This window comes from Streptomyces venezuelae (assembly GCF_008642375.1).
Lineage (GTDB): Bacteria > Actinomycetota > Actinomycetes > Streptomycetales > Streptomycetaceae > Streptomyces > Streptomyces venezuelae_G.
Window position 1 is genome coordinate 4941642 of sequence record NZ_CP029194.1, and the last position, 25450, is coordinate 4967091.

Consider the following 25450-nt stretch of genomic DNA (forward strand, 5'->3'; position numbering starts at 1 on the left):
AGGCGCGTTTCGGCGGCCCCGGTGACAGGTCCAGGGTAGCCGGTGACCGATACTGGCCCTTATGGCTTACGACGATCTCCGCTCGCTGCTCAGGGCCCTGGAGCGTGAAGGCGACCTCAAGCGCATCAAGGCCGAAGTCGACCCGTACCTGGAGGTCGGGGAGATCGTCGACCGGGTGAACAAGGCAGGAGGCCCGGCGCTTCTCTTCGAGAACGTCAAGGGCTCCTCGATGCCGCTCGCGATGAACGTCTTCGGGACCGACCGCCGGCTGCTCAAGGCTCTCGGCCTGAAGTCGTACGGCGAGATCAGCGAGAAGATCGGCGGGCTCCTCAAGCCCGAGCTCCCGCACGGTTTCGTCGGCATCCGCGAGGCCTTCGGCAAGCTCGGCTCGATGGTCCACGTGCCGCCGAAGAAGGTGAAGTCCGACGCCGCTCCCGTGCAGGAGGTCGTGCTCACCGGGGACGACGTCGACCTCGACCTGCTTCCCGCGCTCTTCACCTGGCCCAAGGACGGGGGCTCCTTCTTCAACCTGGGGCTCACGCACACCAAGCACCCCGAGACCGGCGTCCGGAACCTCGGGCTCTACCGGCTCCAGCGCCACGACAAGCGCACCATCGGCATGCACTGGCAGATCCACAAGGACAGCCGCAACCACTACGCCGTCGCCGCCGCGAAGGGCGAGCGGCTGCCCGTCGCCATCGCCTTCGGCTGCCCGCCCGCCGTCACATACGCCTCGACGGCTCCGCTGCCGGGCGACATCGACGAGTACCTCTTCGCCGGCTTCGTCCAGGGCAAGCGGATCGAGATGGTCGACTGCAAGACCGTCCCGCTGCAGGTCCCGGCCAACGCCGAGGTCGTCGTCGAGGGCTGGCTGGAGCCCGGCGAGATGCTGCCCGAGGGTCCCTTCGGCGACCACACCGGCTTCTACACGCCGCAGGAACCGTTCCCCGCGCTGAAGATCGACTGCATCACCATGCGGAAGCGTCCGCTGCTCCAGTCGATCGTCGTCGGCCGACCGCCGACCGAGGACGGGCCGCTCGGCCGGGCCACGGAGCGGTTCTTCCTGCCCCTGCTCAAGATCATCGTGCCGGACATCGTCGACTACCACCTGCCGGAGTCGGGCGGCTTCCACAACTGCGCGATCGTCTCGATCGACAAGAAGTACCCGAAGCACGCGCAGAAGGTCATGCACGCCATCTGGGGCGCGCACATGATGTCGCTGACCAAGCTGATCATCGTGGTCGACAAGGACTGCGACGTGCACGATCTGCACGAGGTGTCCTGGCGGGCGCTGGGGAACACCGACTACGCGCGCGACCTGACCGTCGTCGAGGGGCCCGTCGATCATCTAGACCACGCCTCCTACCAGCAGTTCTGGGGCGGCAAGGCCGGAATCGACGCGACGAAGAAGCTGCCCGAGGAGGGCTACACCCGGGACGGCGGCTGGCCGGACATGGTGGAGTCGGACCCGGCGACGGCGGCCCTCGTGGACCGCCGCTGGAAGGAGTACGGGCTGTGACCACGGCCGCCGTACCGGGCGCTGATCCGGGACGTACGAAGGCGTTCCTGCGCCTCGTGATGATCGAGCACTCGGTCTTCGCGCTGCCCTTCGCCTACATCGCCTCGCTCACCGCGATGTTCCAGCTCGACAGGAACATCCACTGGTGGACGCTCTTCCTCGTCACCGTCTGCATGGTGGGCCTGCGGACCTTCGCCATGGCCTGCAACCGGATCATCGACCGCGAGATCGACGCCCGCAATCCGCGGACGGCCGGGCGCGAGCTGGTGACCGGCGCCGTGTCCGTGCGGTCCGCGTGGACCGGGGCCGGGATCGCCGTCGTCGTCTTCCTCGGCGCCGCGGCCCTGCTCAACCCGCTCTGCCTGGCGCTCGCGCCGCTCGCCGTCATCCCGATGGTCGTCTATCCGTACGGCAAGCGGTTCACGAACTTCCCGCACGCCATCCTCGGGCTCGCCCAGGCCATAGGGCCGATCGGCGCCTGGCTCGCGGTCACCGGCGAGTGGTCCTGGGACGCGGTGATCCTCGGCCTCGCGGTCGGCATCTGGATCGGCGGCTTCGACCTGATCTTCGCCTGCCAGGACGTCCAGGCCGACCGGGCCGGCGGTGTCATGTCGGTGCCGGCGCGGTTCGGCATCCCGGCCGCCCTGTGGGGCGCCCGAGCCTCGGCGGTCGTGACGACCGGTCTCCTCGTCTGGTACGCCCTGGTCACGGACGCGGGGCTGTTCTTCTGGACCGGTCTCGTGATCGTGGCGGCGGCCTTCTGCTACGAGCACTCGATCGTCAAGCCGCACGACCTGTCCCGGCTGAACCGGGCGTTCTTCACGACGAACGGTTTCATCGGGGTCAGCCTGTTCGTGTGCGCGCTGCTCGACCTGCTGGTCCGCGGGCTCACCCCGTAGCAGGGCCCGTTCCGGGGGCAGGGCCCGTCCCGGGGACAGGGGCCGCCCCTGGGACGAAGCGGTCCAGGAGGGCGTCCAGGCCGGCGGCCAGGCCCTCCGGGGCGCCGCGCCGGGCGAGTGTCGGGGCGGCGCCGCGCAGGCAGGGGAGCTCGCGGGGCGGCATGCGGTGCAGGCCGAGGCGGAAGGCGGGTTCGGTCTCGTCGGGGTTGTCGACCATCGCCCGCAGGTCCCCGAGGACGTAGCCGAGGACCCAGCCCGTGACGGCACGGAAGGCCATGACCGTGGCCTCCTCGTCCAGCCCCGCCCGCTGCAGGAGCGCCAGGATCCGCTCGTGGTCCCTGAGGACGGCGAGCGGGCGGCGGGCGAGCGGGACCGCCAGCATGCGGGTGGCCAGGAGCGGGGCCACCTGGGGGTGGGCGAGGGCGACCCGGTAGGTCGCGGCGGCGATCCGGTGGAGCTCGTCCCGCCATTCGGGTGCCTCGCCGGAGGCGGCGAGCTCTTCCTCCAGCTCCGTGTAGAGCGCCTCGACCAGACCGTCGAGCAGCGCGTCCTTCCCCGCCGCGTACCGGTACAGCGCCATGGCCTCCACCCCGAGCTCGGCGCCGGTCCTGCGCATGCTCAGCGCGGACAGCCCCTCGCGGTCGACCAGCGCCAGGGCGGTGGCGAGCACGCGCTCGCGGCTCAGCCGGCCGTACCGCCCGTGGTCGCCGGCCCGGCGGCCGGGCGTGCGGCGCCCGGGCGCAGGGGCCCCTGCCCCGGGGGTTTCCGCCGGGGGGTCCTTCTCGATCGCCATGTGCCCGCCTTGACCGTGGGACATCCAGGGATAAAGTGTACGTATACGTCGTAAACGTATGGTGTATCGGCAGGGAGAACCCGCCGATTGCCACGTTCCGGCGGACGGCCTCCGCAGCACGCCAGCACGCCAGCACGACGGCACCACGCGACCGTGCACCGATTCGATCCGGAGCCATCATGACCACTCACCCGACCCTGCCGCGAAGCACAGACTCCCGGCCCGTCGACCACCCGCTCCGGCGCTCCACCGACCCGCCCCCGCACCCGATGCGGCGCGCCGAGGACAGGACACCGACCCGCCCCGCCGTGAGCCTGGTGATCCCGGCCCTCAACGAGGCACGCAACATCCCCTGGGTCTTCGAGCAGATCCCGGACTGCGTCGGCGAGGTCCTGCTCGTCGACGGCGACTCCCACGACGCCACGGTCCGCGTGGCCACCCGGATCCTGCCCACCGTCCGCAGCATCCCGCAGAGCGGCAAGGGCAAGGGGAACGCCCTGCGCACCGGCTTCCTCGCGGCGCGCGGGGAGTACGTGGTGATGATGGACGCGGACGGCAGCATGTCCCCCGCCGAGATCCCGCACTTCGTGCACTTCCTGGAGAACGGCTACGACTTCGTCAAGGGCTCGCGCTTCGTCGAGGGCGGCGGCTCGCTCGACATCACCCGCTTCCGCAGCCTCGGCAACCACGCCCTGCTCGCCCTCGTGAACCGGCTCTACGACGCCACGCTGACCGACCTCTGCTACGGCTTCTGCGCCTTCCGGCGCAGCTTCCTCGACCAACTGGACCTGCACGCAACCGGTTTCGAGATCGAGGCCGAGATGATCGTGCACGCGCTGCGCTCCGGGCTCCGGATCGCCGAGGTCCCGAGCCTCGAACTGCCCCGCCGCAACGGACAGTCCAACCTGCACGCGATCTCCGACGGACGCCGGGTGCTGCGCACGCTCCTGTCCGAGCGCCCCGGCAACCAGGTCCAGAAGGCGAACGGTCAGCAGGCGAACGGCCGGCCCGCTTCCGCACCTCGGGAGCGGAGCACGCCGTGACCGGCGTGGCCGTCCGTCCGCTCGCGCTGTCGGGGCCGCTGCCGGTCGTGGACATCGACCTCGCCGAGCCCGGGGCGTTCCGGCGCCCCGGCGGCGGGGCCTGGACCAGGCCGTCGGGCCGCGCGCTCGGTCTCGTACGGCTCCACGGGCGCCCCCTGGGGATGGCCGAGGCGTCCTGTGACGGTCCCGAGGAGCTGTGGGAGGCGCTCGCGGCCTCGGCGCGGCGGGAGTTCCCCATCGGGGAGGGGACCCCGACGCGCGCGCCGGAGCCCGTCGAGGCGCCCGCGATCAGCGTCATCGTGGCCACGCGGAACCGCGCCCGGATGCTCCGCGACTGCCTGGACTCGCTGCTGGCGGTGGAGTACCCACGGTTCGAGGTGATCGTCGTGGACAACGCCCCGGCGGACACCTCCACGGAGGAGCTCGTCCGGAGGGAGTACGGCGGGTCCCTGCGGGGGCACGGCCCCGCCGTCCGCTATCTGTGCGAGCCCGTGCCCGGTCTCGCCCGGGCCCACAACCGGGGGCTCACCGCCGCCCGTGGCGCCATCAGCGCCTTCACCGACGACGACACCCTCGTCGACCCGCGGTGGCTGACCGCGCTCGCCGCACCCTTCCTGGCGGACCCCGGGACCGGCTGCGTCACCGGCCTCATCGTCCCCGCCGAGCTGGACACCGAGGCGCAGGTCGCCCTGGAGCGGCACGGCGCCTTCGGGAAGGGGTACGCCCCCCGGACCTGGTCGCTGCGCGCCCCGCCCGCCGACCCGCTCTTCCCGTTCACCGCAGGCCGCTTCGGCTCCGGCGCGAACATGGCGTTCCGTACGGATCTGCTGCACGAGCTCGGCGGCTTCGACCCGGCCACCGGCGTCGGCACCCCCGCGCACGGCGGCGACGACCTGCTCTCCTTCTTCCGGGTACTGGCCCACGGCCGCGCCCTCGCCTACGAGCCCGCCGCGATCGTCTGGCACCGGCACCGGCGCACCCCCGAAGCCCTCGCCGCGCAGGCGTTCGGCTACGGCGCGGGGTTCGGCGCCTATCTGGCCGGGGCGCTCGCCCACGAACCCCGCATGCTGCCCGCGCTGCTGCGCCGGCTGCCCGGCGGAGTCCGGTACGTGATCGCCAGGAACCGCGAACGGGCCGGACAGAGCGCGGGACCGGGCGCAGATCCGACCGCGGGCCCGGCCGCACGACCGACCTCGGGGCCCTCCGGGCTCGCCCTGCTGGAACTGCGCGGCCTGCTCTACGGCCCGTACGGCTACCTGCGCAGCCGCCTGATCGAGCGCCGTCTGCGCCGTCTGCGCCGGCGGACCGGGACCGGGCACCGCCGCCACGGGGATCTCGCGGACCCCGGCCCCCTGAGGCGGGGCGAAGCGCGATGACCGAGCCGCGTACCGCACCCCCCACCCCCGCGGCCCTGGTCGCCGACCCGGCGGCCGCAGGGGAGCAGGTCCCCCTCGACACGCGGCGCTCGCTCGGCGCGGTCGTCCGGTCCGGCGTCGCCGCCGTGTTCCCCCGCGACCCGCTGCTGCGCAACGGGCACCTCCTCGCGATCAGCTCCCTCGTCAGCTCCGCGCTGGGCTCGATCTTCTGGGTCCTGGCCACGCACTGGTACGACGACGAGGTCGTGGGCCTCAGCTACTCCGCGCTCTCCATGACCCTGCTGCTGGCCAGCATCGGACAGCTCAACCTCTCCGACTTCCTCGTCCGGTTCGTGCCCTCCGCCGGCCACCACACCCGCCGGATGATCCTCGTCTGCTACGGCGTGAGCGCCGCCGTCAGCTCCCTGGTGGCCATCGGCTTCCTGATGCTCGTCCCCGTGGTCGCCCCCGGCCTCGACTTCCTGCTGACCCCCGTGACCGCCGCCTGCTTCGTCGCCGCCACCGCCGGATACGCCGTCTTCGTCATGCAGGACGGCGCACTCACCGCGGTGCGGCGGCCCGGCTGGGTGGTGGGCGAGAACGTGATCTTCGCCTGCGTGAAGATCGGGCTGCTCGGCCTGGGCGCGGCCCTTGCGCTGTTCTCCGGCATCCTGCTCTCCTGGGTCGGGGCGCTCGCGGTCTCCCTCGTCGTCGCCAACTTCGTCCTGCTGCGGCGGGCCGTGCCCGAGCACGTCCGGGGGTCGACGGAGGCACAGCGGCCGGCCCGGGCGCTGCGGTACGCCGCCGCCGACTACGTCGGCTCGCTCTTCCGGATGGCGGCGTACACCGTCGTCCCGCTGCTCGTCCTGAACAGCCTGGGCGCCGAGCAGAGCGCCTACTTCTCGCTCGCCTGGATCGTCGGCTACGTGCTCTACCTGATCGCCCGCAATCTGGGCAGCTCCCTCGTCGTGGAGGCGGTGAGCAGCCCGGAGCGGCTGGTCGAGCACACGATGAGGATGCTGCGCCACACGGGCCTGCTCCTCGGCGCGGGCATCGTCGTCGTCGTCGCGTTCGCGCCGCAGATCCTCTCCCTCTTCGGCCCCGAGTACGCCGAGCACGGCTCCACCCTGCTGCGGCTCCTCGCCCTGTCCGCCCTGCCGAACATCCTGGTCAGCCTCGCCATCGACGTGTGGCGGGCGCGCCGGCGGCTGCGGTGGGCGGTCGGCGTGCAGTTCGCGATGTGCGTGCTGGTCCTGGGGCTCACCAAGCTGCTGCTGCCGACGCTGGGGATCACCGGGGCGGGCGTCGCCTGGCTGGTGACCATGTGCCTGCTCGCCGCGCCGCTGGTGATCTGGCGGACGCGCTGGCTCACGACCGGATCACGGAGGTCCTCGTGAACACCGAGACCGAGAACCGGACCGGCGCCGGCGCCCGCCCCGCGCCGAGCCTGACCGTCGTCGTCTGCGCCTACACCCTCGACCGCTGGGACGACCTGCGGACGGCGATCGCGTCGCTGCGGGCCCAGCGGCGCCCCGTGGAGGAGACCGTGCTGGTCGTCGACCACTGCCCCGAGCTGTACGAGCGGGCGTCCGCCGCCTTCCCCGAGGTGCGGGTGCTCGCGAACCGTGAGTGCCAGGGGCTGTCCGGGGCGCGCAACACCGGGGTGGCGGCCGCGCGTTGCGAGGTCGTCGCCTTCCTCGACGACGACGCGGCAGCCGACCCGGACTGGTCCGCGCGGCTCCTCGCCCGCTATGCCGACCGGGCCGTCGTGGGCGTCGGCGGCCTGGTCCGGCCCTGGTGGGTCACCCGGCGGCCGGTGTGGTTCCCGCGCGAGTTCGACTGGGTCGTCGGCTGCTCCTACCGGGGACTGCCCGAACAGACCTCACCGGTACGGAACTTCATCGGCGCCAACATGTCCTTCCGGCGCGCCGAGGTGATCGCCGCCGGAGGTTTCCGCACCGACCTGGGACGGGTGGGCAAGCGCCCCCTCGGCTGCGAGGAGACCGAGCTGTGCCTGCGCGTCGCGGCCCGCCGCCCGGCCGCCGTCCTGCTCCACGAACCCGCCGCCGCGGTCCGCCACCGAGTGCCCGCGGCCCGCGCCACCTGGGCGTACTTCTTCGCACGGTGCTACGCCGAGGGACTGTCCAAGGCGCGCGTCGCCCAGCTCGGCAGCACCCGCGCGGCCCTGTCCAGCGAGCGCGCCTATCTGCGGTCGACCGTCCCGAAGGCCTTCGTGCGGGCGCTGCGGCCCGGCCGCCCCGGCGGGCTGCGCACGGCCTCGGCGCTCGTCGGCGGCGTCGGGGTGACCGTCGCGGGTTACGTCGTGGGCCGGGCCCGGCGACCGGCGGGAGTGGGAGCGGACGGAGGGCTGTCATGACCGCCGTGTCCGCCGCCGTGCCCGTCTTCCTGTACCACTCGGTCTCGGCCGACCCGCCGTCCTGGATCGCGCCGTTCACGGTCGCGCCGCGCGTCTTCGTCGAGCAGCTGGAGACGATCGCCGACAGCGGCCTGCGGCTCGTGCCGCTGCGCCTGCTGGTGGAAGCGCAGCGCGGCGGCCCGCCGCTTCCCGCCCGCTCCGCGGTCCTCACCTTCGACGACGGCTTCGCCGACTTCCACTCGACCGTGCTGCCCCTGCTCGTCCGCTTCGGCTTCCCCGCCACCCTGTACGTCACCACCGGCGCCCTGCGCGGCCGGGGCGGCGACACGGTGGACGAGGTCTTCCCGCCGGAGTCGCGGATGCTCGGCTGGCGCCAGCTCGTCGGACTTGACGAGTACGGCGTCGAGGTCGGCGGCCACACACGGACCCACCCCCAGCTGGACACCCTGCCCGCCCGGCGGGTGTGGGACGAAGTGGCGGGGTGCGGGCGCGAGCTGGAGGACTTCCTCGGGCGCCGGGTCACCTCCTTCGCCTATCCGCACGGCTACTCCAGCCCGGCGGTGCGGGAGCAGGTGCTCGCGGCCGGGTGGACCTCGGCGACGGCGGTGCGCGACGCGTTCAGCTCGGCGGACGACGATCCGCTGCGCATCGCCCGGCTGATGGTCCGCGCCGACACGGACCGGGACCGGTTCCGGCAGTGGACCCTGGGCGACGCGGCGCCGGTCGCGCCCTTCCCCGAAGGGCCGATGACCAAGGGCTGGCGCGCCTACCGACGGATGAGGGCCCGGCTGAACGTGCCGTACAAGGCGGTCTCCTAGGGGCCTGCCGGAGGCTCAGCGCTTCTCCCAGACCCGCACCCAGTCCACGTGCATCCGGGCCGTGCCGACCGACTCCGGGGGCTCCTTCGGCACCCCGACCGCCAGGTTGAGCAGGATCTCCATGGGCACGTCCGGGATCCGTTCGGTGTCCGTCACGCGGAGGCGCTCGACGCCGTCCACGTACCAGACCAGCTCGTCGGGCTCCCACAGCAGGCCGAACACATGGAACTTCTCCGGGAAGTCGACCGGCCCGTACGTGCCGCGCTGCCGCTCCTCGTCGCCGTCCTCCTCGCGCCAGTGCACGTACATGCTGACCTCCTGGGTGGTGTCCAGGAACTCCATGATGTCGATCTCCGGCGGGGTGAACCGCGCGGCGGGCATCAGCCAGAACGCGGGGAACATGCCCGCCTCGGGCGGGATTCTGATCGCCGCCTCGAAGTAGCCGTACGTGAACGTGCGCCGGGGCTCGGCGTACCAGTCGTCCCGGCCGGTGGAGACCATTCCGGAGGTCCACGGATAGGTCTCGTCGTCGCTGCCGCGGGTCTCGCGCCGCTCGGCGGTGAGGGTCAGCTCGCCGTCCCCCACGGAGACCTGCTCCGGCAGGTACCACTGCAGTTCGTCGTTGCCGCTGTTGGTGCAGCCGTCCTTGTTCCAGTCGTAGCAGGTTGTCCACGTCCGGTCGTCGAGTTCCGAGCCGTCGAACTCGTCGCTCAGCACGAGCCGCCACTCTTCGGACGGTGTCGGCCCGGCGGCGGCCTCCCCGGTGATCGCGGCCGGCCGGATGCTCCCGGCGGTGCCGGAGCAGGCGGCGGCCGTCACCAGCAGAAGGGACGACAGCGCCAGTGCCGCGGCCCGCCGGAGGGAACGGCGGGCGCCCTTCCCGTTCACCGCTCCCCGCCCTCGTCCGCTCCCGCGGCGGCGGAGGCCGCGACCGATTCCGCGACGCGGGGCGCGGCGAACGTCGTCCCGTGGACGAACCGCAGGAGCGGGCCGAACGTGGGGGCCGCGGCCAGGCCGGTGAAGTACAGGCCGGGCACCGAGGACTCGCACCCCGCCGAGAGCACCGGCGCGCCGCCGGGCCAGGTCCGCACCGACGTCCGCAGCGCCGGCTCCAGGACGGGGATCCGCTCCACGTCCACCTGGTAGCCGGTGGCCGCCAGGACGTGGTCGGTGTGCAGGACGTCCCGCCGCCCCGCCGGGCCCGCGAGGGCCAGGCGCACGGCGCCGTCCTCCTGCCGGGCCGCCACCAGCCGGCGCGCGCACAGTACCGGGAAGCGGCCGTCGACCCGGTCCCGCAGCCACCACGCCCCGGACGGCCCGAGCACCGTGCGCAGGAAGTACGCGCGCGCCGGGCGCGGCAGCCGGCGGTAGGCGGCGGGGCCGCGGCTGACCGCGAAGAGGGACCAGCCGGGGCCCAGCGCCGAGCCGGGCTTGAGCAGCCGGTCGGGCCAGGACCGGGCGGCCGGCCGGTCCGTCGGCGGCGGGTCGCCGAAGAGCAGGGCCCGGGTCCTCGCGATCACGACGGGTTCGGCGCCCGCCTCGTGCAGCAGGGCGGCGCTCTCCAGGGCCGACTGGCCGGCGCCGACGACGGCGACGCGCCGGCCGGCGAACGCGGCCAGGTCACGGTGGTCGCACGTGTGGGAGGCGAGGCCCGCCGCGGCGAGCGGCGCCAGTCCGGCCGGCCGGTGGGCGTACGCGACGAGTCCGGTGGCCACCACCACGGCCCGCGCGGCGACCTCCTCGCCGGAGGCCAGACAGACGGCGAAACCGCGGTCGGCGCGGCGCACCTCGCGTACCGCCGTACGCTCCACGTCCGGCACGAGCCGCTCCTGGAACCAGTGGCCGTACGCGACGAACTCCTCCACCGGGACGGGATAGGTGTCGCCCACCGGCGGCCGGCCCCGCTCGGCGCGGAAGTCCGCGAACCGGTGCCCGTCCTCGGGAGCGGAGATCGATGACGCCGCCGGGACGGACTTGAGGAACATGCCGTCGGGCATGTGGGTCCGCCAGGTCTCCATCGGTTCGCCGAACACGCGCGTGGTGGTGTCGCCCGCACGCAGCCAGGCGGCGGTGGCGAGCCCGAACGGACCGGCTCCGACGACCACCACGGGAAGCCGGCGGCGTCGGGAGTCCTGGGAGCCCTGGGCCATCGCGCGTCTCCTCTCCGGGGAGGAAAGGACTCTTCAACCAGCGTGCACCCCCGTGTCCCGGTTCCGCGCGCCGGGGCGGACGGACAGCAGGGCCAGGACGGAGGTCAGGACGGCGAGCGCGAGCAGGGACCGGGTGGCCGTGAAGACGCCGCCGAGGAAGAGCGCGACGGCCACGAGGGTCGTCAGGGCGAGGCCCAGGACGAGGGTGATGAGGGCGGTCTCCACGATCGCGGCAGGGTGCCCGTCCCGCGGGTGGCCGCCCGGGCGCAGCGCGAGCAGGGCCGCGAGACCCGGGCAGACGAGCAGGAAGGCGGTGATGGCGGCCACCCGCAGCGGGGCGGCGTCGGGCAGCGACATGGCGAGGAGCGCGAGCCATCCGGAGGCGGCGAGTCCCAGGCGCAGGAGTGTCATGAGGGGCCTCCTCAGTCGGGCGGCGGTGTCACGTAGCGGTAGACGATCGCGTCGCCGTTGTCGTAGACCTTCGTGAAGCCCGGCGCGCCCGACAGCACGGACTGGAGCCGCTCCGGGACGTCGGCGGGCAGTACTCCGGTGACGTAGAGGTTCATGTCCTGGGCGCGGGAGAGCACGATGTACGCGGGCCTCTTCTCGGTGGCGCCGAAGACGTAGCCCTCCACCCCGTCCAGCGGGTGGCGCACCAGCTCCTGCAACTCGTCCTTCTCCTGGTAGGCCAGCTGGACCCGGAGGTGTTTCTCGTAGTCCACGTCGAGGTCGGGCACGTCCTCGGTGAGCGTGACGAGCGTCGAGCCCGGTGGGGCGTGCTCGATCACGTAACGGGCGGCGGCGACCTCCTTGAGGGTGTACTGGTTCAGGGCCTCCTTGCCGTAGTAGCCGAAGACCAGTGCGCCGAACATGGCCAGGAGGAGGGGGCAGACGGCGAGGGTGCGCGGGACGTGGCGCCGGTCGCCCGGTGGCAGCAGGAGCGCAGCCACCAGGAACGCGGCGGCGGGCAGCGCGAAGAGGTAGGCCCGGAAGAGCATTTCGCCGCCGTAGGCGTTGACGGCGAGCAGCGGCAGCGGGGCCGCGGCCAGCAGGGGCAGGCCGGTGCGCCGGGTCCACCGGCGGACCAGGAGACCGGCCAGGGCCAGGACGGCGACCGCCGCCGACAGGCCGCGGTCGACCCAGGACAGCAGGATCTGCCCCGGAGCGGCGTTGCCCAGGGCGGCCAGTCCGGAGGAGACGTTCTTGTCGGGCTCGGTGAGCGAATCGATGAGGTTGCTGATGTTGACGGAGATGTACGACCGGGCCACGGTGGCGTCCCAGGCGGCGGTGAGGACGACCGCGGCGATCAGTACCGGCAGCGCGAGCCGGCGGCTGCGGCGGGGCAGGGACAGCAGAGCCATGGCGCTGATCAGCATCAGTGGCGTCAGCGGGTGCGAGATCACGATCGCGGCCACGATGACCACGACCACCACGAAGAGCCCGGGTGGCCAGCCGGTTCGCCGCTGTGGACCGGGGCGGGGGAGCGCGTCCGACGCCGCCTCCGACGCCGCCTTCGGCGCCGCTGTCGCCGAGGACGCCGCCGCCGCGGCGGGCGGCGGCAGCTGCCGGAAGAGGAGGGCGACGACGGTCATGAACAGCAGGAAGGCGAAGGACTGTGGTGCGAAGTAGTCCTGGCCCACCCAGGAGCAGCTGTAGTAGATCCAGACCGCGCCCCAGACGAGCCGCCGGTCGCGGGTGACGGACCGGTACAGCAGGAGCAGCGGGGCGAGCAGCAGGGCGTTGGCGAAGGGGGGTGTCCAGGAGGCGTACCCGACGCTCGAATCGAGTCCGGTTGTCTGCAGGAACAGCGCGTGGAGCTGGAAGAAGCCCGGCCAGTCGTTGTAGACGGAGAACTTGCGCGCGTTCGGCACCTCGCCGCCGTGCCGGATCATCGCGTCGATGACCGCCAGGTGTTTCCAGGCCCAGGAGTAGCGCAGGGTCGGGTAGAGGAGGGTGGGGGTCGCGTGGAGCAGGGCGATGAGCGTGAGGACGTAGCCGGTCAGCCAGGCGCTGTGGGTGCGACGGTCGGTGAGGGCCAGGCAGAAACCCAGTGTGAGCAGGGCGGCCGCCACCCAGAAGAGCGGCGGCAGCACCTGGAGGAGTCCGAGGTCGCGCATCCGGTCGAGCGGGACCGAGCGCAGCGACAGCAGCCAGAGGACGAGGGACACGGGCAGGATCAGGCGCGACGCCCAGACGCGGAGGGCGGCGGACCGGGTACGGGATCCGCTGCCCGGGACGGGGGCCCGGCGGTGGTGCCCGCTCACCGGAACACGTCCATGACCTGTTCGACGGGACCGCACCTTCCAGTAAGCCGCGAAAGGGACATTATGGTGTGATTCTAGAACGCCCCTTGCTGCGGGGCCTGATGAGCCATCGGGCCTCGGGGGCCGCCGAAGGGAGAGCCGTGAGCCCGCGTGCGCCGGACGATCCGCTCCTCGATCCGGTGGTGCCCGCGCTCCTCGCCAAGGTCGGCCGCTACCCCCAGCACCACGGCGGGCTCGGTGTCGTCCGCACCCTCGGCCGGGCCGGTGTCACCGTCCACGCCGTCGTCGAGGACCGGCTCACCCCGGTCGCCCTCTCCCGCCACCTGTCCCGCGCCTTCGTCCGGCCGACGACCGGCCTGGAGCGGCAGGACGCGCTGGTCACGGCCCTTCTCGACATCGGCCGGTCCGTCGGCACGCGCTGCGTCCCCGTGCCGACCGACGACGAGGCCGCGATCCTGTTCGCCGAGCACTTCGAGACCCTGTCCGAGTGCTTCCTGCTGCCCCGGGTGCCTCCGGCCCTCCCGCGGCTGCTGGCCGGGAAGGCGAGCCTCAACGTGCTCTGCGAGGAGCTGGGGTTCGCCTCGCCGCGCACCAGAGCGCCCGTCACCCGCGACGAACTCGTCGACGCGGGGCGTGAGCTGGGCTTCCCCGTCGTCCTGAAGAACCGCGACGCGTGGACCAGGCTGCGGAACCCGGCCGTGGGCGGCACCACCGCGGTCCGCGACGAGCGCGACCTCCTGGAACGGTTCGAGCCGGGCATCCTGCCCCCGCTCCTGGTGCAGGAGTACATCCCCAGGGAGTGGGCGGAGGACTGGATCACCCACCTGTACTGCGGCACCGGTGGCGAGGCCCGGGTCGCCTTCACCGGCCTGAAGCTGCGCTCCTGGCCGCCGTACGCCGGGGTGACGACCCGGGCCGTGGCGCTGGGCAACCCCACGCTCGTGAAGCTGGCCGCGGACCTGTGCCGCCGGATCGGCTACAGCGGCGCGGCGGACCTCGACTGGCGCTACGACCGCCGCGACGAGCGCTACAAGCTGGTCGACTTCAATCCGCGGACCGGCGCGCAGTTCCGGCTGTTCGAGAACGTCGCGGGTGTGGACGTCGTACGGGCCATGCACCTCGACCTGACGGGCCGTGACGTGCCGCAGGGCCCGCAGGTCGACGGGCGGGTGTTCGTGGCGGGGCAGCTCGACCTGCCGTCGGTGCTGGCGTGGCTGCGCGAGGAGCACCGGCTCCCGTCCGCCCTGCTGCCGGGGCCGGAGGCCGAGCGCGCCTGGCTCAGCCGTGAGGACCCGCTGCCGGCCGCGGTCGAGGCGGTCCGGTTCCTCGGCGCCGTGGCCCGCCGCGTCGGGCGGGACGTGCGGGCCAGGACCGCGCGGGGGCCGGTCTGGTCGCGCTAGAGTGAAATATCCGCATTTGTTCGACGAATGCGACGCCTCGATGACCTGACGGCCGACGACTCGACGGGCCGATGACCCGACTGGCCGATGACTCGACTGGCCGACAGCCCGACAGCCCGACAGCCCGACGGTTCGATGCGTGGCCGGGAGGATCCGTGGACACCGCTCTCCCCCGGACCGTGCCGGGGGAGCGGCCCGCCCCCGGACGTGCGGGATGGAGCAGTCTCCTGCCCCTCGATCCGAACCCGATGCTGACCCGCCCGTCCGACCTGGTGCGTGCCCACCGCCTCGCCGGACTGCTGCGCGGCGGGAACGTCCGCTTCCGCGATCTCCACCGGCTGGAGCGGACCGTTTCCGACCTGCTGGTCTTCCGACTGGAGGACCGGGCCGCGGATCCCCTCGTGATCAAGCACCCGCGCAGCGCCCGCGCCGCCGGATCCCTCACCCACGGCTGCGCGGCCCTGCGCGAGCTGGCCGAGGACGACCGCGTCCGGGAGTGGCGACGGCTGCTGCCGCCCGCCGAGGAGCTGCGGTACGAAGGCCGGCTGGTGCTCGTGGCCGAGCGCTGCCTGCCGGGCGTCGAGGCCGACGTACTCCTCCGGCGCACACCCGGCAGGACCCTGCCCCTGGCCGTCGCGGCGCTGGACACCGTCGCGGCCCTGCACCGCGCGACCGGACGCCCGGAGCGCGCCGAGCGCAGGACCGCCGACTGGGTGGACACCCGCCTCGCCGTCCTGGCCGCGGAGGTCCCCTGGTGCGCCGGGGCACGTGGCGCATCCGCCGTACGAGCCCTGCGGGACCGCCTCCACGGCGGACTGGCCGGGCGCACCCTCACCACCGCCTGGACCCACGGCGACTACCACCCCGGGAACATCCTGGTCGACGAGGAGAGCGGAGCACTGTCCGGAGTGATCGACTGGGCGGACGCGCGCCCCGACGGGCCGTGCGCCGTCGACTCCTACCTCTTCGTCCTCACCCTGCGGCAGCAGCGCGAGCGGCGGGAGCTGGGGCGGATCGTGGCCGAGGCCGTGCGCCGCGGCGGCCTGCTGCCCGAGGACCGGGACCTGCTCGCCCACTCCGACGTCCCGCCCCCCGGCGAGGAGGCCGACGAGGCCCTCCTGCCGCTGCTCACCTGGCTGTGGCACGTGGCGGGGAACGCGGCCAAGTCCGCGCGCTACGGGCGCAGCCGCCGCTGGGTGACCGGGAACGTGGTGCCGGTCCTCACCGAGGTGGCGCGCCGGTGAGCCGGGGGGCGCAGAGCAGGGAGGAGGTGGGCACGGTGGAGGTCCTCGACCGGACCACCAGGGCGGGCCCGGTACGGGTGACGACCCCGGCGCCGCGCGAGGAGTGGTGGCGGCTGGCCGAGGAGGACCCGGCCACGCTCGTCACCCAGACGCCGACCTGGCTCGACTGCCTCTGCGCGACGGGACCCTACGAGGACGCCAGCCGGCTGTACGCGTTCGAGGGCGGCCGACGGGTCGTCGTCCCCCTCGCCCGGCGGCGCGGACTGCCCGGACGGCTGACCGCCGAGGAGTCCTGGCCGTCCGGCTGGGGCATCGGCGGACCGCTGGCGGCCCCGGGCACCCCCGACGACGAGGAGGCCCTCGTCGTCCTCGGCGACCTGGCCCGGCGCCCGGCACTGCGGGTCGGCGTGCGGTTCGGCCCGGAGGCAGACCCGGCGTGGACCTCCGCCGCGCCTCCGGACTTCGCCACCGAGGCCCTGACGACGTACGTGCTGGACCTGGGCGGAGGCTTCGACGAGGTCTGGCAGCACCGCTTCCACCAACGGGTGAGGCGGGACGCGCGCAAGGCGGAGCGCTCCGCCGTCGAGGTGGAGGTCGACCGCGAGGGCCGGCTGGTGGGGGAGTTCTACGGACTGTACGAGACGTCCATGCTGCGCTGGGCCGGGCAGCAGCACGAGCCGAGGGCGCTCGCCCGGCTGCGCCAGTCCAGGGCGTTCCCCCGGCGGTACCTGGAGGAGGTCGCCGACCGGTTCGGCGCCTCGTGCGCCGTCTACCTGGCCCGGGTCGGCGGGGAGCCGGCCGCCGGTGTGGTGGTGCTGTCGTACGGGGACCGGGCCAAGTACTGGCGCGGTGCGATGGACCGGGCCCTGGCGCATCCGGTGCGGGCGAACTTCCTGCTGCAGCGGCGCGCGATCGAGGACGCGTGCTCCGAGGGCCTGCGGGCCTACGTCATGGGCGACTCCCGCCCGGGCTCCTCGCTCGCGCGCTTCAAGGAGGGCTTCGGGGCCGAAGGGCGCCCCTCCCTCCGCTACCGCCGCGAACGCCTTCCCCTCACCGAGGCGGACCGCCTCCTGAAGAGCACGGCCAAACGGCTGCTGCGCTTCCGGGACGCCTGACCGGGACGCCCGGCCGGGATGCCGGGCCGGGATGCCGGGCCCGGACGCCCGCCGGGGCGGGCGGCGAGGGTGCCGTGCCCAGGCCCGCTTTTTCCTGGCCGGATAGGCTCTCTGTCGTGGAGTCGCAGGAATTGAAGAGTCGTCGGCCCTGGATCGTGGGGGTTTCCGGCGCGTCGGGCACCCCGTACGCCGCCGCCGTCCTGAGGGGGCTGCTCGCCGCCGGGGAGAGCGTCGACCTCGTCGTGTCGCGGGCCTCGCGGCTCACGCTCCTCGACGAGACGGGCATCTCCTTCCGGGACGCGCACTGGCGCGAGGACCTGGCGACCTGGCTGGCGCGGGGCGCCGACGGGAAGCCCGGCACGTTCGGCGTGTCGGCCTCGGACCTGGCGGACGTGCGGTACTGGGCGGCCGGGGACCTGGCCGCGGGGCCGTCCTCGGGCTCGTACCCGGCGAAGGGGATGTTGGTGGTGCCGGCCTCGACCGCCGCGGTGGCGGGAGTGGCACTGGGGCTCTCGAAGGACCTGCTGCAGCGGGTCGCGAGCGTCACGCTGAAGGAGCGGCGGCCGCTGGTGGTCGCCGTGCGGGAGACCCCGCTGACCGGTCAGACGCTCAAGCACATGGTGACGCTGGACGAGGCGGGCGCCGTGGTGCTGCCCGCCTCTCCGGCGTTCTACGCGGGGGCGACGCACATCCAGGACCTGGTGGACTTCGTCGCCGGGCGGGTGCTGGACGCGGCACGGGTGCCGCACCGGCTGTACCGCCGCTGGGAGGGAGAGCTGGGTGCTGCTCTCCGGGCTGATTAGCGCTTCTTGGCGTGCTTCTTCGCGGCGCGCTTCGAGGCGGAGACCGACTGGTGGGCACGCGAGCGGTTGGCCTGTTCCTGCAGCTCGCGCATACGGGCGTAGGCCATCTCGATCGTGTACACGGTGAACACCACTCCTGAAAGATCGTCTTTGATCTGCTAAAAGATTCACAGGGCGTCTTCCCTGTGTACCTTAGATTCTATACCTAAACTCGCGGTATCGCTGGACAATGGAAGGCTTCATACCTATGGACGCCGTGGACAGGCAGCTCATCCAGGCTCTGCGTGAGAACGGTCGTGCCTCGTACGCCGAGCTCGGCCGGCTCGTCGGGCTCTCCGGCCCCTCCGTCACCGACCGCATCAACCGTCTTGAGGCGGCCGGAGTCATCACGGGCTACCGCGCCACCGTCGACGCCGCCTCGCTCGGCCTCGGCGTCACCGCCCTCATCGGCATCTCCCTCTCCGACGCCGCCGACCACGAGGACGTGGCCCGCCGGCTCAAGGACCTCGCGGAGATCGAGGACTGCTGGTTCATCGCCGGCGACGACTCGTTCATGCTCAAGGTCCGCGTCAGCGACGTCGACGGCCTGGAGAAGACGATCCGCCGCCTCAGCGGCACGAAGGGCGTCTCCCGCACCCGTACGACGATCGTGCTCTCCACCAAGTGGGAGAACCGGGTCGGGGACCTGCCCGAAGAGGGCTGAGAGTACGGTGGTGAAGCCTGAAATCGGAGACAAAGGGAGGCGGCCGGAGATGGACGCTGGGCTCAAGCGGGAGCTGGAGCAGAAGGTCCGGGACGGTGAGCGGCTGAGCCGTGAGGACGGCATCGCCCTGTACGAGTCCGACGACCTCGCCTGGCTCGGCGGGCTGGCCCACGAGGTCCGGACCCGCAAGAACGGCGACGTGGTGCACTTCAACGTCAACCGTCACCTCAACATGACGAACGTGTGCACCGCCTCCTGCGCCTACTGCTCCTTCCAGCGCAAGCCGGGTGAGAAGGACGCGTACACCATGCGCATCGAAGAGGCCGTGCGCCTCGCGAAGGCGATGGAGAACGAGAACCTCACCGAGCTGCACATCGTCAACGGGCTCCACCCCAACCTGCCCTGGCGGTACTACCCGCGCTCGCTCTCCGAGCTCAAGAAGGCCCTCCCGAACGTCTCCCTCAAGGCCTTCACGGCCACCGAGATCCACCACTTCGAGACGATCTCCGGGATGTCCGCCTCCGACATCCTCGACGAGCTGATCGAGGCCGGCCTGGAGTCGCTGACCGGCGGCGGCGCCGAGATCTTCGACTGGGAGGTCCGGCAGCACATCGTGGACCACCGCACCCACTGGGAGGACTGGTCCCGGATCCACCGCCTCGCGCACGCGAAGGGTCTCAAGACTCCGAGCACGATGCTGTACGGGCACATCGAGGAGCCCCGCCACCGCGTCGACCACGTGCTGCGGCTCCGCGAGCTCCAGGACGAGACCGGCGGCTTCCAGGTCTTCATCCCGCTGCGCTACCAGCACGACTTCGTCGACATGCAGGACGGCAAGGTCCGCAACAAGCTCCAGGCGCGCACGACCATGGCGACCGGTGCCGAGGCCCTGAAGACCTTCGCGGTCTCCCGGCTGCTCTTCGACAACGTGCCGCACGTCAAGGTCTTCTGGGTCATGCACGGCGTCCAGACCGCGCAGCTGGCGCTCCAGCACGGCGCGGACGACATGGACGGCTCGGTCGTCGAGTACAAGATCACGCACGACGCCGACAACTACGGCACGCCGAACAAGCTGGGCCGCGAGGACCTGCTGGAGCTCATCCGTGACGCCGGCTTCCGCCCGGTCGAGCGGAACACGCGGTACGAGATCATCCGCGAGTACCCGGGCCCGGACGCGGACCGGCGCGAGACGCCGCAGTCGATGCGGTTCTGACGTACGCGAGGCAGGAGGAAGGGCCGGCGGGATGTCTCCCGCCGGCCCTTTCCCGTACCCCGGTCAGTTCAGGGGCAGAAGCATGATGATGTCGTCGCGGTCGTCACCGGGGGCGACCCGGATCGCGTCGGGGACGCGGCCGACCTCCTTGTAGCCGGCCTTGGCGTAGAAGCCGTCGACCCCGGTGCCGCCCCGGCAGGTCAGGCGGATCGCCTCGATCGCCTCGAAGCCGGCGGCGGTGCGGGCGGTCTCCTCGACGGCGGCCATGAGGGCGGCGCCGTACCCCTTGCCCTGGTGGCGGGGGTGGACCATCACCGTGTAGAGCCACACCCAGTGGGTCATCAGCGGGTGGGTGTTGAAGGTGAAGAAGGCGGTGGCGGCGACCTCGCCGTCCCCGTCGCGGCCGACCAGCAGGCGCGTACCGCCCTCGGTCATGGCGACGAGGTGCTTGAGCAGCGCGGGCCGGATCTCGTCGGGGGTCACGGGGGGTACAAAGCCGACGGCGCCGCCCGCGTTGGAGACGTCGGCCCAGAGGGAGAGCACGCCGTCGCGCAGGGTCCGGTCGACGGCCGGATCCACCTCGAACGTAAGGGTCATGGAGAGATCTTACCTATTACCTGCTCTGTGGCTCAAGAGGTGTCGGTCCCACCCCGTCCAACCCCCCCCGCTCCCGGCGGGTGCCCCGGCCCGTGCTTCACTGGAGGCGCGCTCGTCCCGTATGGGAACTTTTCGGAACGGAAGAGTGGACTGACTGACATGCTCCGCTACTCGCTGATGCGGTTCGGCATCTTCGCCGGATGCTTCTTCGCCCTGTGGGGTCTCGTCTACGTCGGCGCGCTGCCGCGCGGCCTGGGCGACTCGAACCTGCTCTGGGTGCTCGTCCTCGCCATCGTCGTCTCCGCCCCGCTCAGCTTCGTCCTCCTGCGCAAGGTGCGGGAGGAGGCGAGCGCCGAGGTCGTCGCGAAGGTCGACCGAGCGAAGGGCAGGCTGGCCTCGAACCGGTCCCAGGAGGACCTGCTGTAGTGCCGTAAAGGCCGCGTAAGCTTCCTCACAGACATCCACCCCAGGTAGTGCCTTCCAAGGCTCTGGCCTGGGGTGTTCTGCGTTTCAGAGGCGGAACGGCGCTCTCGCGCCCCAAAGAATGGCTTTGAGGATCTCAAAGTTCAAGTGTTAACGTGTTCGACATGACGACAGCAGTGCGCCCTTCTCATGCCGCGAGCACCCCGCTCGTGGCGCGCCTGCACGTCGATCTGTGCCGCTGTATGTCCGCGGTCTGTTGCCGCGAGCTCTGACCCGGCATCATGCAGCGGCCCGCGTGAAAGCGCGTGCGTGCCGCACCCCCGTCCCGTATTTCCCGATACGCACCTGTGGAGTGTGTCTGTGTCCGCGTCCGCGACCACACCCGCGCAGAAGGCCCCGGCTTCCTCGCGCATACCGAAGGTCCCCTTCTGGGCCCAGATCATCGCCGGTCTCGTCCTCGGCGCCCTGCTCGGCTGGATCGCCCGCAGCCAGGACGTCTCCTGGCTGAAGGAGACCCTCGGCCAGGTCGGCGACATCTTCGTCCAGCTGCTCAAGCTGGCCGTCGCCCCGCTCGTCTTCTTCGCGATCCTGGTCTCGATCACCAACCTGCGGAAGGTGAACAACGCCGCCAGGCTCGCCACCCGCACCCTGCTCTGGTTCATGATCACCTCGCTGATCGCGGTCGCCATCGGCCTCGCGATCGGCCTGATCACCAACCCGGGCTCCGGCACCGGCCTCACCCCGCAGGACGGCAAGCTGCCGAAGCGCGAGGGCTCCTGGATCGACTTCCTCACCGGCATCATCCCGACGGACGTCATCACGCCCTTCACCGAGCTGAACGTCCTCCAGATCGTCTTCATGGCCGCCGTCGCCGGCATCGCCGCCCTCAAGCTGGGCGACAAGGCCAAGCCGATCCTCACGCTCTCCGAGTCGATCCTGGAGCTCCTCCAGAAGGCCCTGTGGTGGGTCATCCGCCTCGCACCGCTCGGCACCGTCGGCCTCATCGGCTTCGCCATCGCCGACTACGGCTGGGAGCTGATCGGCAAGTACGCGACCTTCACCGCCGACGTCTACATCGGCTGCGCCCTGGTCCTCTTCGGCGTCTACCCGCTGCTGCTCGCGACGGTCGCCAAGGTCAACCCGATCCAGTTCTTCAAGGGCGCCTGGCCCGCGATCCAGCTGGCCTTCGTCTCCCGCTCCTCGGTCGGCACCATGCCGGTCACCCAGAAGGTCACCGAGCGCCTCGGCGTCCCGAAGGAGTACGCCTCCTTCGCCGTCCCGTTCGGCGCCACGACCAAGATGGACGGCTGCGCCGCGATCTACCCGGCGCTCGCCGCGATCTTCATCGCGCAGATCTTCGACGTGCAGCTCGGCATCGGCGACTACCTGCTGATCGCCTTCGTCTCGGTCATCGGCTCGGCGGCCACCGCCGGTCTGACGGGCGCGACGGTCATGCTGACCCTCACCCTCTCCACCCTGGGCCTCCCCCTGGAGGGCGTCGGCCTGCTCATGGCGATCGACCCGATCCTCGACATGATCAGGACGGCGACGAACGTCGCAGGCCAGGCGCTGATCCCGGTGATCGTCTCCGCCCGCGAGAAGATCCTCGACAAGACCGCGTACGACAACGCCTCCGCGTCCCCGATCGACGAGCTGGTCACGGTCGGCGGGACCGACGAGAAGGTCGCGGTCACGGCCGCCGCCTGACCCCGCCGGGCCGTCCCGTACGGCTTGTCCTGAACCCCACGTGCCCTCTGCCCCGTCCGGGCGGGGGGCACGTAGTCTTCTGCGGGGCAGCCGGTTGATCTTGGAAACAGGGGTGGGTGCCATGGGTGACGCGGTGAAGGCGCGACGGTTGCCGCGGGTCGTGCGGGAGCGGCAGATGGTGGACGCCGCCGTGCGGTGCTTCGCCCGGCAGGGGTACCAGGCGGCGTCCATGGACGAGATCGCCGAGCTCGCGGGCGTGTCCAAGCCGCTGGTCTATCTCTATCTGGGCTCCAAGGAGGAGCTGTTCACCGCCTGTATCCGGCGCGAGGCGGGCGCGCTGCTCGGGGCCGTGGCCGCCGGGGTCGAGGGGGCGGAGCTGCCGCCCGACGAGCGGCTCTGGGCGGGGCTGCTCGCCTTCTTCACGTACGCCGCCGAACACCCGGACGCGTGGGTGGTGCTGAGCCTGCGGGCGCGGACGCAGGGGGAGCCGTTCGCCGGGGAGCTGGCGCGGATGCGGGACGAGGTCGTGGGCTTCGTGGCGGGGCTGATCGGGGAGGCCGCGCGGGAGGCGGGCGGGGTCGTCACCGGGCGGGACGTGGACGCGCTCGCGCAGGCGCTGGCGGGGTCCGCCGAGTCCCTGGCCACGTGGGCGAACGCGACGCCGGGGGTGACGGCGAAGGAGGCCGCCGCGACGCTGATGAACTTCGCGTGGGCCGGGCTCGGGAACCTCATGAAAAGCGAGCGCTGGTCTCCCCGTTGAGCCTTACCCCGCAGTAAGGTTACCCGCTAGTCAAGGATCGCAGGGCTCAACGCACCGACGCACGACCTCAGTTCATCGCGCAGACCGAGGAGCCGCACGTGTCCGTCGCCACCGCCGCATCCGAGATCGAGCCGGTCGAGCCGCAGAAGGTGCTGGTGGACGGGCGGGTGCGGGAGGTCTCCGTCCCCGCCCTCGTGCCCCAGGTGCGCCGCGGCTCCCTCGCCGACCTGCCGTACGACAACGCCCGCCAGGACCCCGAGGCCGCCCTCTTCTCCCGGAAGGACGCGGACGGGCAGTGGTACGACGTCACCGCCGCGCGCTTCGCCGCCGACGTGCACGCCGTCGCCAAGGGGCTCATCGCCCACGGCCTGCGCCCCGGCGACCGGCTCGCCCTCATGGCCCGCACCACCTACGAGTGGACCCTGATCGACTTCGCCGCCTGGGCCGCCGGACTCGTCACCGTCCCCGTCTACCCCACCTCCTCCGCCTTCCAGACCCGCTGGATCCTCCAGGACTCCGGCGCCGCCGCCTGCGTGGTCGAGGACCCCGAGCAGGCCCGGCTCGTCTCCGCCGAGCGGCGGCAGCTCCCCGGCCTCGCCCACCTCTGGGCCCTCGACACCGGCGCCGTCGACCTGCTCCGGCGGGCCGGCGCCCGGGTCGCCGACGAGGCCGTCACCGCCCGGCGCGGCCTCCTCACCCCCGAGACCCTCGCCACCCTCGTCTACACCTCCGGCACCACCGGCCGCCCCAAGGGCTGCGCGCTCACCCACGCCAACTTCTTCGCCGAGGTCGACAACGCCGTCCGGCTCCTCCACCCCGTCTTCGTCTCGGAGAGCGAGGAGCCCGCCGCCACCCTCCTCTTCCTGCCGCTCTCCCATGTCTTCGGTCGGATGGTCGCCGTCGGCTGCGTGCGGGCCCGGGTCCGCGTCGGCCACGCCCCCTCCGTCGAGGGCGACGAACTCCTCTTCGACCTCGCCTCCTTCCGGCCCACCTTCCTCCTCGCCATCCCGTACGTCATGGAGAAGGTCTTCAACACCGCCCGCGCCACCGCCGAACGCGGAGGCAAGGCCGCCGCCTTCGACCGCGCCGCCACCATCGCCCGCAGATACGGCGGGAGTTCCGCGCCCTCGCTCGGGCTGCGTCTCGCGCGGGCGCTGTACGACCCGCTCGTCTACCGGCGGATCCGCACCGCGCTCGGCGGCCGGGTGAAGTACGTGATCAGCGGCGGCTCCCCGCTCGGCGCGCCGCTCGCCGAGTTCTTCGCGGGCGCGGGCGTCGCGGTCTTCGAGGGGTACGGGCTGACCGAGACCACGGCCGCCTCGACCGTCACCCCGCCGCGGCGGCCCCGCACCGGCACCGTCGGCTGGCCCCTGCCGGGCACGGCCGTCCGGATCGCCGACGACGGCGAGGTCTGGCTCAAGGGCGCCCACGTCTTCGCCGGGTACTGGGACGCCCAGCGCGGGGCGGCCGTGCCGTACACCGACGACGGCTGGTTCCCCACCGGCGACCTGGGCTCGCTCGACGAGGACGGCTATCTGCGGATCACCGGCCGCAAGAAGGACATCCTCATCACCTCGGCCGGCAAGAACGTGGCCCCCGCCCCGCTGGAGGACTGGCTGCGCGCCCACCCGCTGGTCTCCCAGTGCATGGTCGTGGGCGACGACCGCCCGTACGTCACGGCCCTGATCGCCCTCGACCACGAGGGCCTCACGCACTGGCGGCGGATGCGGCACAAGGACCATCTGGCGCTCTGGGAGCTGACCCGGGACGAGGAGCTGCTCGGCGCGGTCCAGCGGGCCGTGGACGACGCCAACCGGCTGGTCTCGCGGGCGGAGTCGATCCGCGCCTTCCGGCTCCTGACGACCGAGTTCTCGGAGCGCTCGGGCCATCTGACCCCGTCGCTGAAGCTCAAACGGCGGGCCGTGCTCCGGGACTTCGCGCGCGAGATCGACGAGATGTACGGGCCGGACGGGCCGGACGGGGCGGGGGGCGCCCTCCAGTGAAGGCGCCCGCTCTTCTCACACCGTGAGGGGCACCTCGTGGATCTCGTCGGCCTCGTGGCCCGTGCGGGCGTGGACCCGCTGGACCGCCTCGGCCGACGGGCCGTGGGACAGGCAGTAGACCGTTCCGGACTCCGGATCGGCCCACGCTCTCTCGAAGTGGACTCCCTCGTCCTTCTCGACGGCGAGGTCGGCCTCGTGCGCCTCCTTGAGCTGGTCGGACGTGATGCCCACCATGCCCCGGTGTACGTCCATGTACGTCGCCAT

At 72.3% G+C, this 25450-nt stretch carries 25 protein-coding genes; 17 read left to right on the forward strand and 8 right to left on the reverse strand.

Features of this window, described 5'->3' with window-relative positions; genetic code table 11:
• Nucleotides 1–61: 61 nt before the first annotated feature.
• Both DEJ46_RS22765 and mqnP read left to right on the forward strand, forming a co-directional pair.
• Nucleotides 62–1519, forward strand: a complete 1458-nt coding sequence (locus tag DEJ46_RS22765) for a menaquinone biosynthesis decarboxylase (protein ID WP_150269142.1) — start codon at nt 62–64, stop codon at nt 1517–1519.
• A complete protein-coding gene (gene mqnP, locus DEJ46_RS22770; protein WP_150269144.1) occupies nt 1516–2418 on the forward strand; it encodes a menaquinone biosynthesis prenyltransferase MqnP in 903 nt (300 codons plus the stop codon). The genes DEJ46_RS22765 and mqnP overlap by 4 nt, the downstream gene beginning before the upstream one ends.
• Here the strand turns inward: mqnP and DEJ46_RS22775 are convergent.
• Nucleotides 2408–3211, reverse strand: a complete 804-nt coding sequence (locus DEJ46_RS22775; RefSeq protein WP_150269146.1) for a TetR/AcrR family transcriptional regulator — start codon at nt 3209–3211, stop codon at nt 2408–2410. The two genes, mqnP and DEJ46_RS22775, sit on opposite strands and share 11 nt — an antisense overlap.
• 179 nt (nt 3212–3390) lie before the next feature.
• Here DEJ46_RS22775 and DEJ46_RS22780 point away from each other — a divergent pair, with 179 nt between their 5' ends.
• Genes DEJ46_RS22780 through DEJ46_RS22800 form a run of 5 tightly spaced genes read left to right on the forward strand, consistent with a single transcriptional unit; the run spans nt 3391 to nt 8804 of the window.
• Nucleotides 3391–4254 carry a glycosyltransferase family 2 protein gene (locus DEJ46_RS22780; RefSeq protein ID WP_223834972.1) on the forward strand — a complete coding sequence of 288 codons (864 nt, stop codon included), beginning with the start codon at nt 3391–3393 and terminating at the stop codon, nt 4252–4254.
• On the forward strand, nt 4251–5630 hold the full coding sequence (locus tag DEJ46_RS22785) for a glycosyltransferase (RefSeq protein WP_223834976.1): 1380 nt from the start codon (nt 4251–4253) through the stop codon (nt 5628–5630). Before DEJ46_RS22780 ends, DEJ46_RS22785 begins: the two co-directional genes overlap by 4 nt.
• Nucleotides 5627–7006 (forward strand): lipopolysaccharide biosynthesis protein, encoded by a 1380-nt coding sequence (locus DEJ46_RS22790; RefSeq protein ID WP_150269148.1) that lies wholly within the window; start codon nt 5627–5629, stop codon nt 7004–7006. The genes DEJ46_RS22785 and DEJ46_RS22790 overlap by 4 nt, the downstream gene beginning before the upstream one ends.
• The gene (locus tag DEJ46_RS22795) at nt 7003–7986 is read left to right on the forward strand and encodes a glycosyltransferase family 2 protein (RefSeq protein WP_150269150.1); all 984 of its coding nucleotides are present in this window, start codon (nt 7003–7005) and stop codon (nt 7984–7986) included. The genes DEJ46_RS22790 and DEJ46_RS22795 overlap by 4 nt, the downstream gene beginning before the upstream one ends.
• Entirely contained in the window at nt 7983–8804 is an 822-nt protein-coding gene (locus DEJ46_RS22800) for a polysaccharide deacetylase family protein (RefSeq protein WP_150269152.1), read from the forward strand. Before DEJ46_RS22795 ends, DEJ46_RS22800 begins: the two co-directional genes overlap by 4 nt.
• A gap of 15 nt (nt 8805–8819) precedes the next feature.
• Here DEJ46_RS22800 and DEJ46_RS22805 read toward each other — a convergent pair whose 3' ends face one another.
• Genes DEJ46_RS22805 through DEJ46_RS22820 form a run of 4 tightly spaced genes read right to left on the reverse strand, consistent with a single transcriptional unit; the run spans nt 8820 to nt 13218 of the window.
• The gene (locus tag DEJ46_RS22805; protein WP_190622821.1) at nt 8820–9692 is read right to left on the reverse strand and encodes a family 16 glycosylhydrolase; all 873 of its coding nucleotides are present in this window, start codon (nt 9690–9692) and stop codon (nt 8820–8822) included.
• On the reverse strand, nt 9689–10954 hold the full coding sequence (locus tag DEJ46_RS22810) for an FAD-dependent oxidoreductase (protein ID WP_150269156.1): 1266 nt from the start codon (nt 10952–10954) through the stop codon (nt 9689–9691). Before DEJ46_RS22810 ends, DEJ46_RS22805 begins: the two co-directional genes overlap by 4 nt.
• A gap of 33 nt (nt 10955–10987) precedes the next feature.
• Entirely contained in the window at nt 10988–11365 is a 378-nt protein-coding gene (locus DEJ46_RS22815; RefSeq protein WP_150269158.1) for a hypothetical protein, read from the reverse strand.
• 11 nt (nt 11366–11376) lie between these two features.
• A complete protein-coding gene (locus tag DEJ46_RS22820) occupies nt 11377–13218 on the reverse strand; it encodes a glycosyltransferase (protein ID WP_190622823.1) in 1842 nt (613 codons plus the stop codon).
• A 140-nt stretch (nt 13219–13358) separates the two neighbouring features.
• Here DEJ46_RS22820 and DEJ46_RS22825 point away from each other — a divergent pair, with 140 nt between their 5' ends.
• From DEJ46_RS22825 to DEJ46_RS22840, 4 genes are all read left to right on the forward strand, one after another.
• Nucleotides 13359–14618, forward strand: coding sequence for an ATP-grasp domain-containing protein (locus DEJ46_RS22825; protein WP_223834978.1), 1260 nt, complete (start codon nt 13359–13361; stop codon nt 14616–14618).
• Nucleotides 14619–14773: 155 nt separating this feature from the next.
• Nucleotides 14774–15862, forward strand: coding sequence for a phosphotransferase family protein (locus DEJ46_RS22830; RefSeq protein WP_190622824.1), 1089 nt, complete (start codon nt 14774–14776; stop codon nt 15860–15862).
• Nucleotides 15859–16977, forward strand: a complete 1119-nt coding sequence (locus DEJ46_RS22835) for a lipid II:glycine glycyltransferase FemX (RefSeq protein ID WP_190622826.1) — start codon at nt 15859–15861, stop codon at nt 16975–16977. The genes DEJ46_RS22830 and DEJ46_RS22835 overlap by 4 nt, the downstream gene beginning before the upstream one ends.
• A gap of 131 nt (nt 16978–17108) precedes the next feature.
• On the forward strand, nt 17109–17780 hold the full coding sequence (locus DEJ46_RS22840; protein ID WP_150274680.1) for a UbiX family flavin prenyltransferase: 672 nt from the start codon (nt 17109–17111) through the stop codon (nt 17778–17780).
• Here the strand turns inward: DEJ46_RS22840 and DEJ46_RS39240 are convergent.
• The gene (locus tag DEJ46_RS39240; protein ID WP_190622828.1) at nt 17777–17914 is read right to left on the reverse strand and encodes a hypothetical protein; all 138 of its coding nucleotides are present in this window, start codon (nt 17912–17914) and stop codon (nt 17777–17779) included. The genes DEJ46_RS22840 and DEJ46_RS39240 overlap by 4 nt on opposite strands.
• 113 nt (nt 17915–18027) lie before the next feature.
• Here DEJ46_RS39240 and DEJ46_RS22845 point away from each other — a divergent pair, with 113 nt between their 5' ends.
• Nucleotides 18028–18483 carry an Lrp/AsnC family transcriptional regulator gene (locus DEJ46_RS22845; protein ID WP_055642891.1) on the forward strand — a complete coding sequence of 152 codons (456 nt, stop codon included), beginning with the start codon at nt 18028–18030 and terminating at the stop codon, nt 18481–18483.
• Between the two features lie 49 nt (nt 18484–18532).
• Nucleotides 18533–19696, forward strand: coding sequence for an aminofutalosine synthase MqnE (gene mqnE / locus DEJ46_RS22850; protein ID WP_150269165.1), 1164 nt, complete (start codon nt 18533–18535; stop codon nt 19694–19696).
• Between the two features lie 63 nt (nt 19697–19759).
• On the opposite strand, the gene DEJ46_RS22855 is transcribed toward mqnE, so the two are convergent.
• Complete coding sequence (locus DEJ46_RS22855; RefSeq protein ID WP_150269167.1) at nt 19760–20293, reverse strand: GNAT family N-acetyltransferase; 534 nt, start codon at nt 20291–20293, stop codon at nt 19760–19762.
• 159 nt (nt 20294–20452) lie between these two features.
• Here DEJ46_RS22855 and DEJ46_RS22860 point away from each other — a divergent pair, with 159 nt between their 5' ends.
• The 4 genes from DEJ46_RS22860 (at nt 20453) to DEJ46_RS22875 (ending at nt 25186) form a co-directional block, all read left to right on the forward strand.
• Nucleotides 20453–20719, forward strand: a complete 267-nt coding sequence (locus DEJ46_RS22860) for a DUF4229 domain-containing protein (RefSeq protein WP_150269169.1) — start codon at nt 20453–20455, stop codon at nt 20717–20719.
• Nucleotides 20720–21070: 351 nt separating this feature from the next.
• Nucleotides 21071–22423: a dicarboxylate/amino acid:cation symporter gene (locus DEJ46_RS22865; protein ID WP_411757774.1), complete on the forward strand. Its 1353-nt coding sequence runs from the start codon at nt 21071–21073 to the stop codon at nt 22421–22423.
• A 121-nt stretch (nt 22424–22544) separates the two neighbouring features.
• Nucleotides 22545–23183: a TetR/AcrR family transcriptional regulator gene (locus tag DEJ46_RS22870; RefSeq protein WP_150269173.1), complete on the forward strand. Its 639-nt coding sequence runs from the start codon at nt 22545–22547 to the stop codon at nt 23181–23183.
• A 98-nt stretch (nt 23184–23281) separates the two neighbouring features.
• On the forward strand, nt 23282–25186 hold the full coding sequence (locus DEJ46_RS22875; protein WP_150269175.1) for an AMP-dependent synthetase/ligase: 1905 nt from the start codon (nt 23282–23284) through the stop codon (nt 25184–25186).
• 15 nt (nt 25187–25201) lie between these two features.
• Here DEJ46_RS22875 and DEJ46_RS22880 read toward each other — a convergent pair whose 3' ends face one another.
• Nucleotides 25202–25450, reverse strand: a complete 249-nt coding sequence (locus DEJ46_RS22880; protein WP_150269176.1) for an SCO4226 family nickel-binding protein — start codon at nt 25448–25450, stop codon at nt 25202–25204.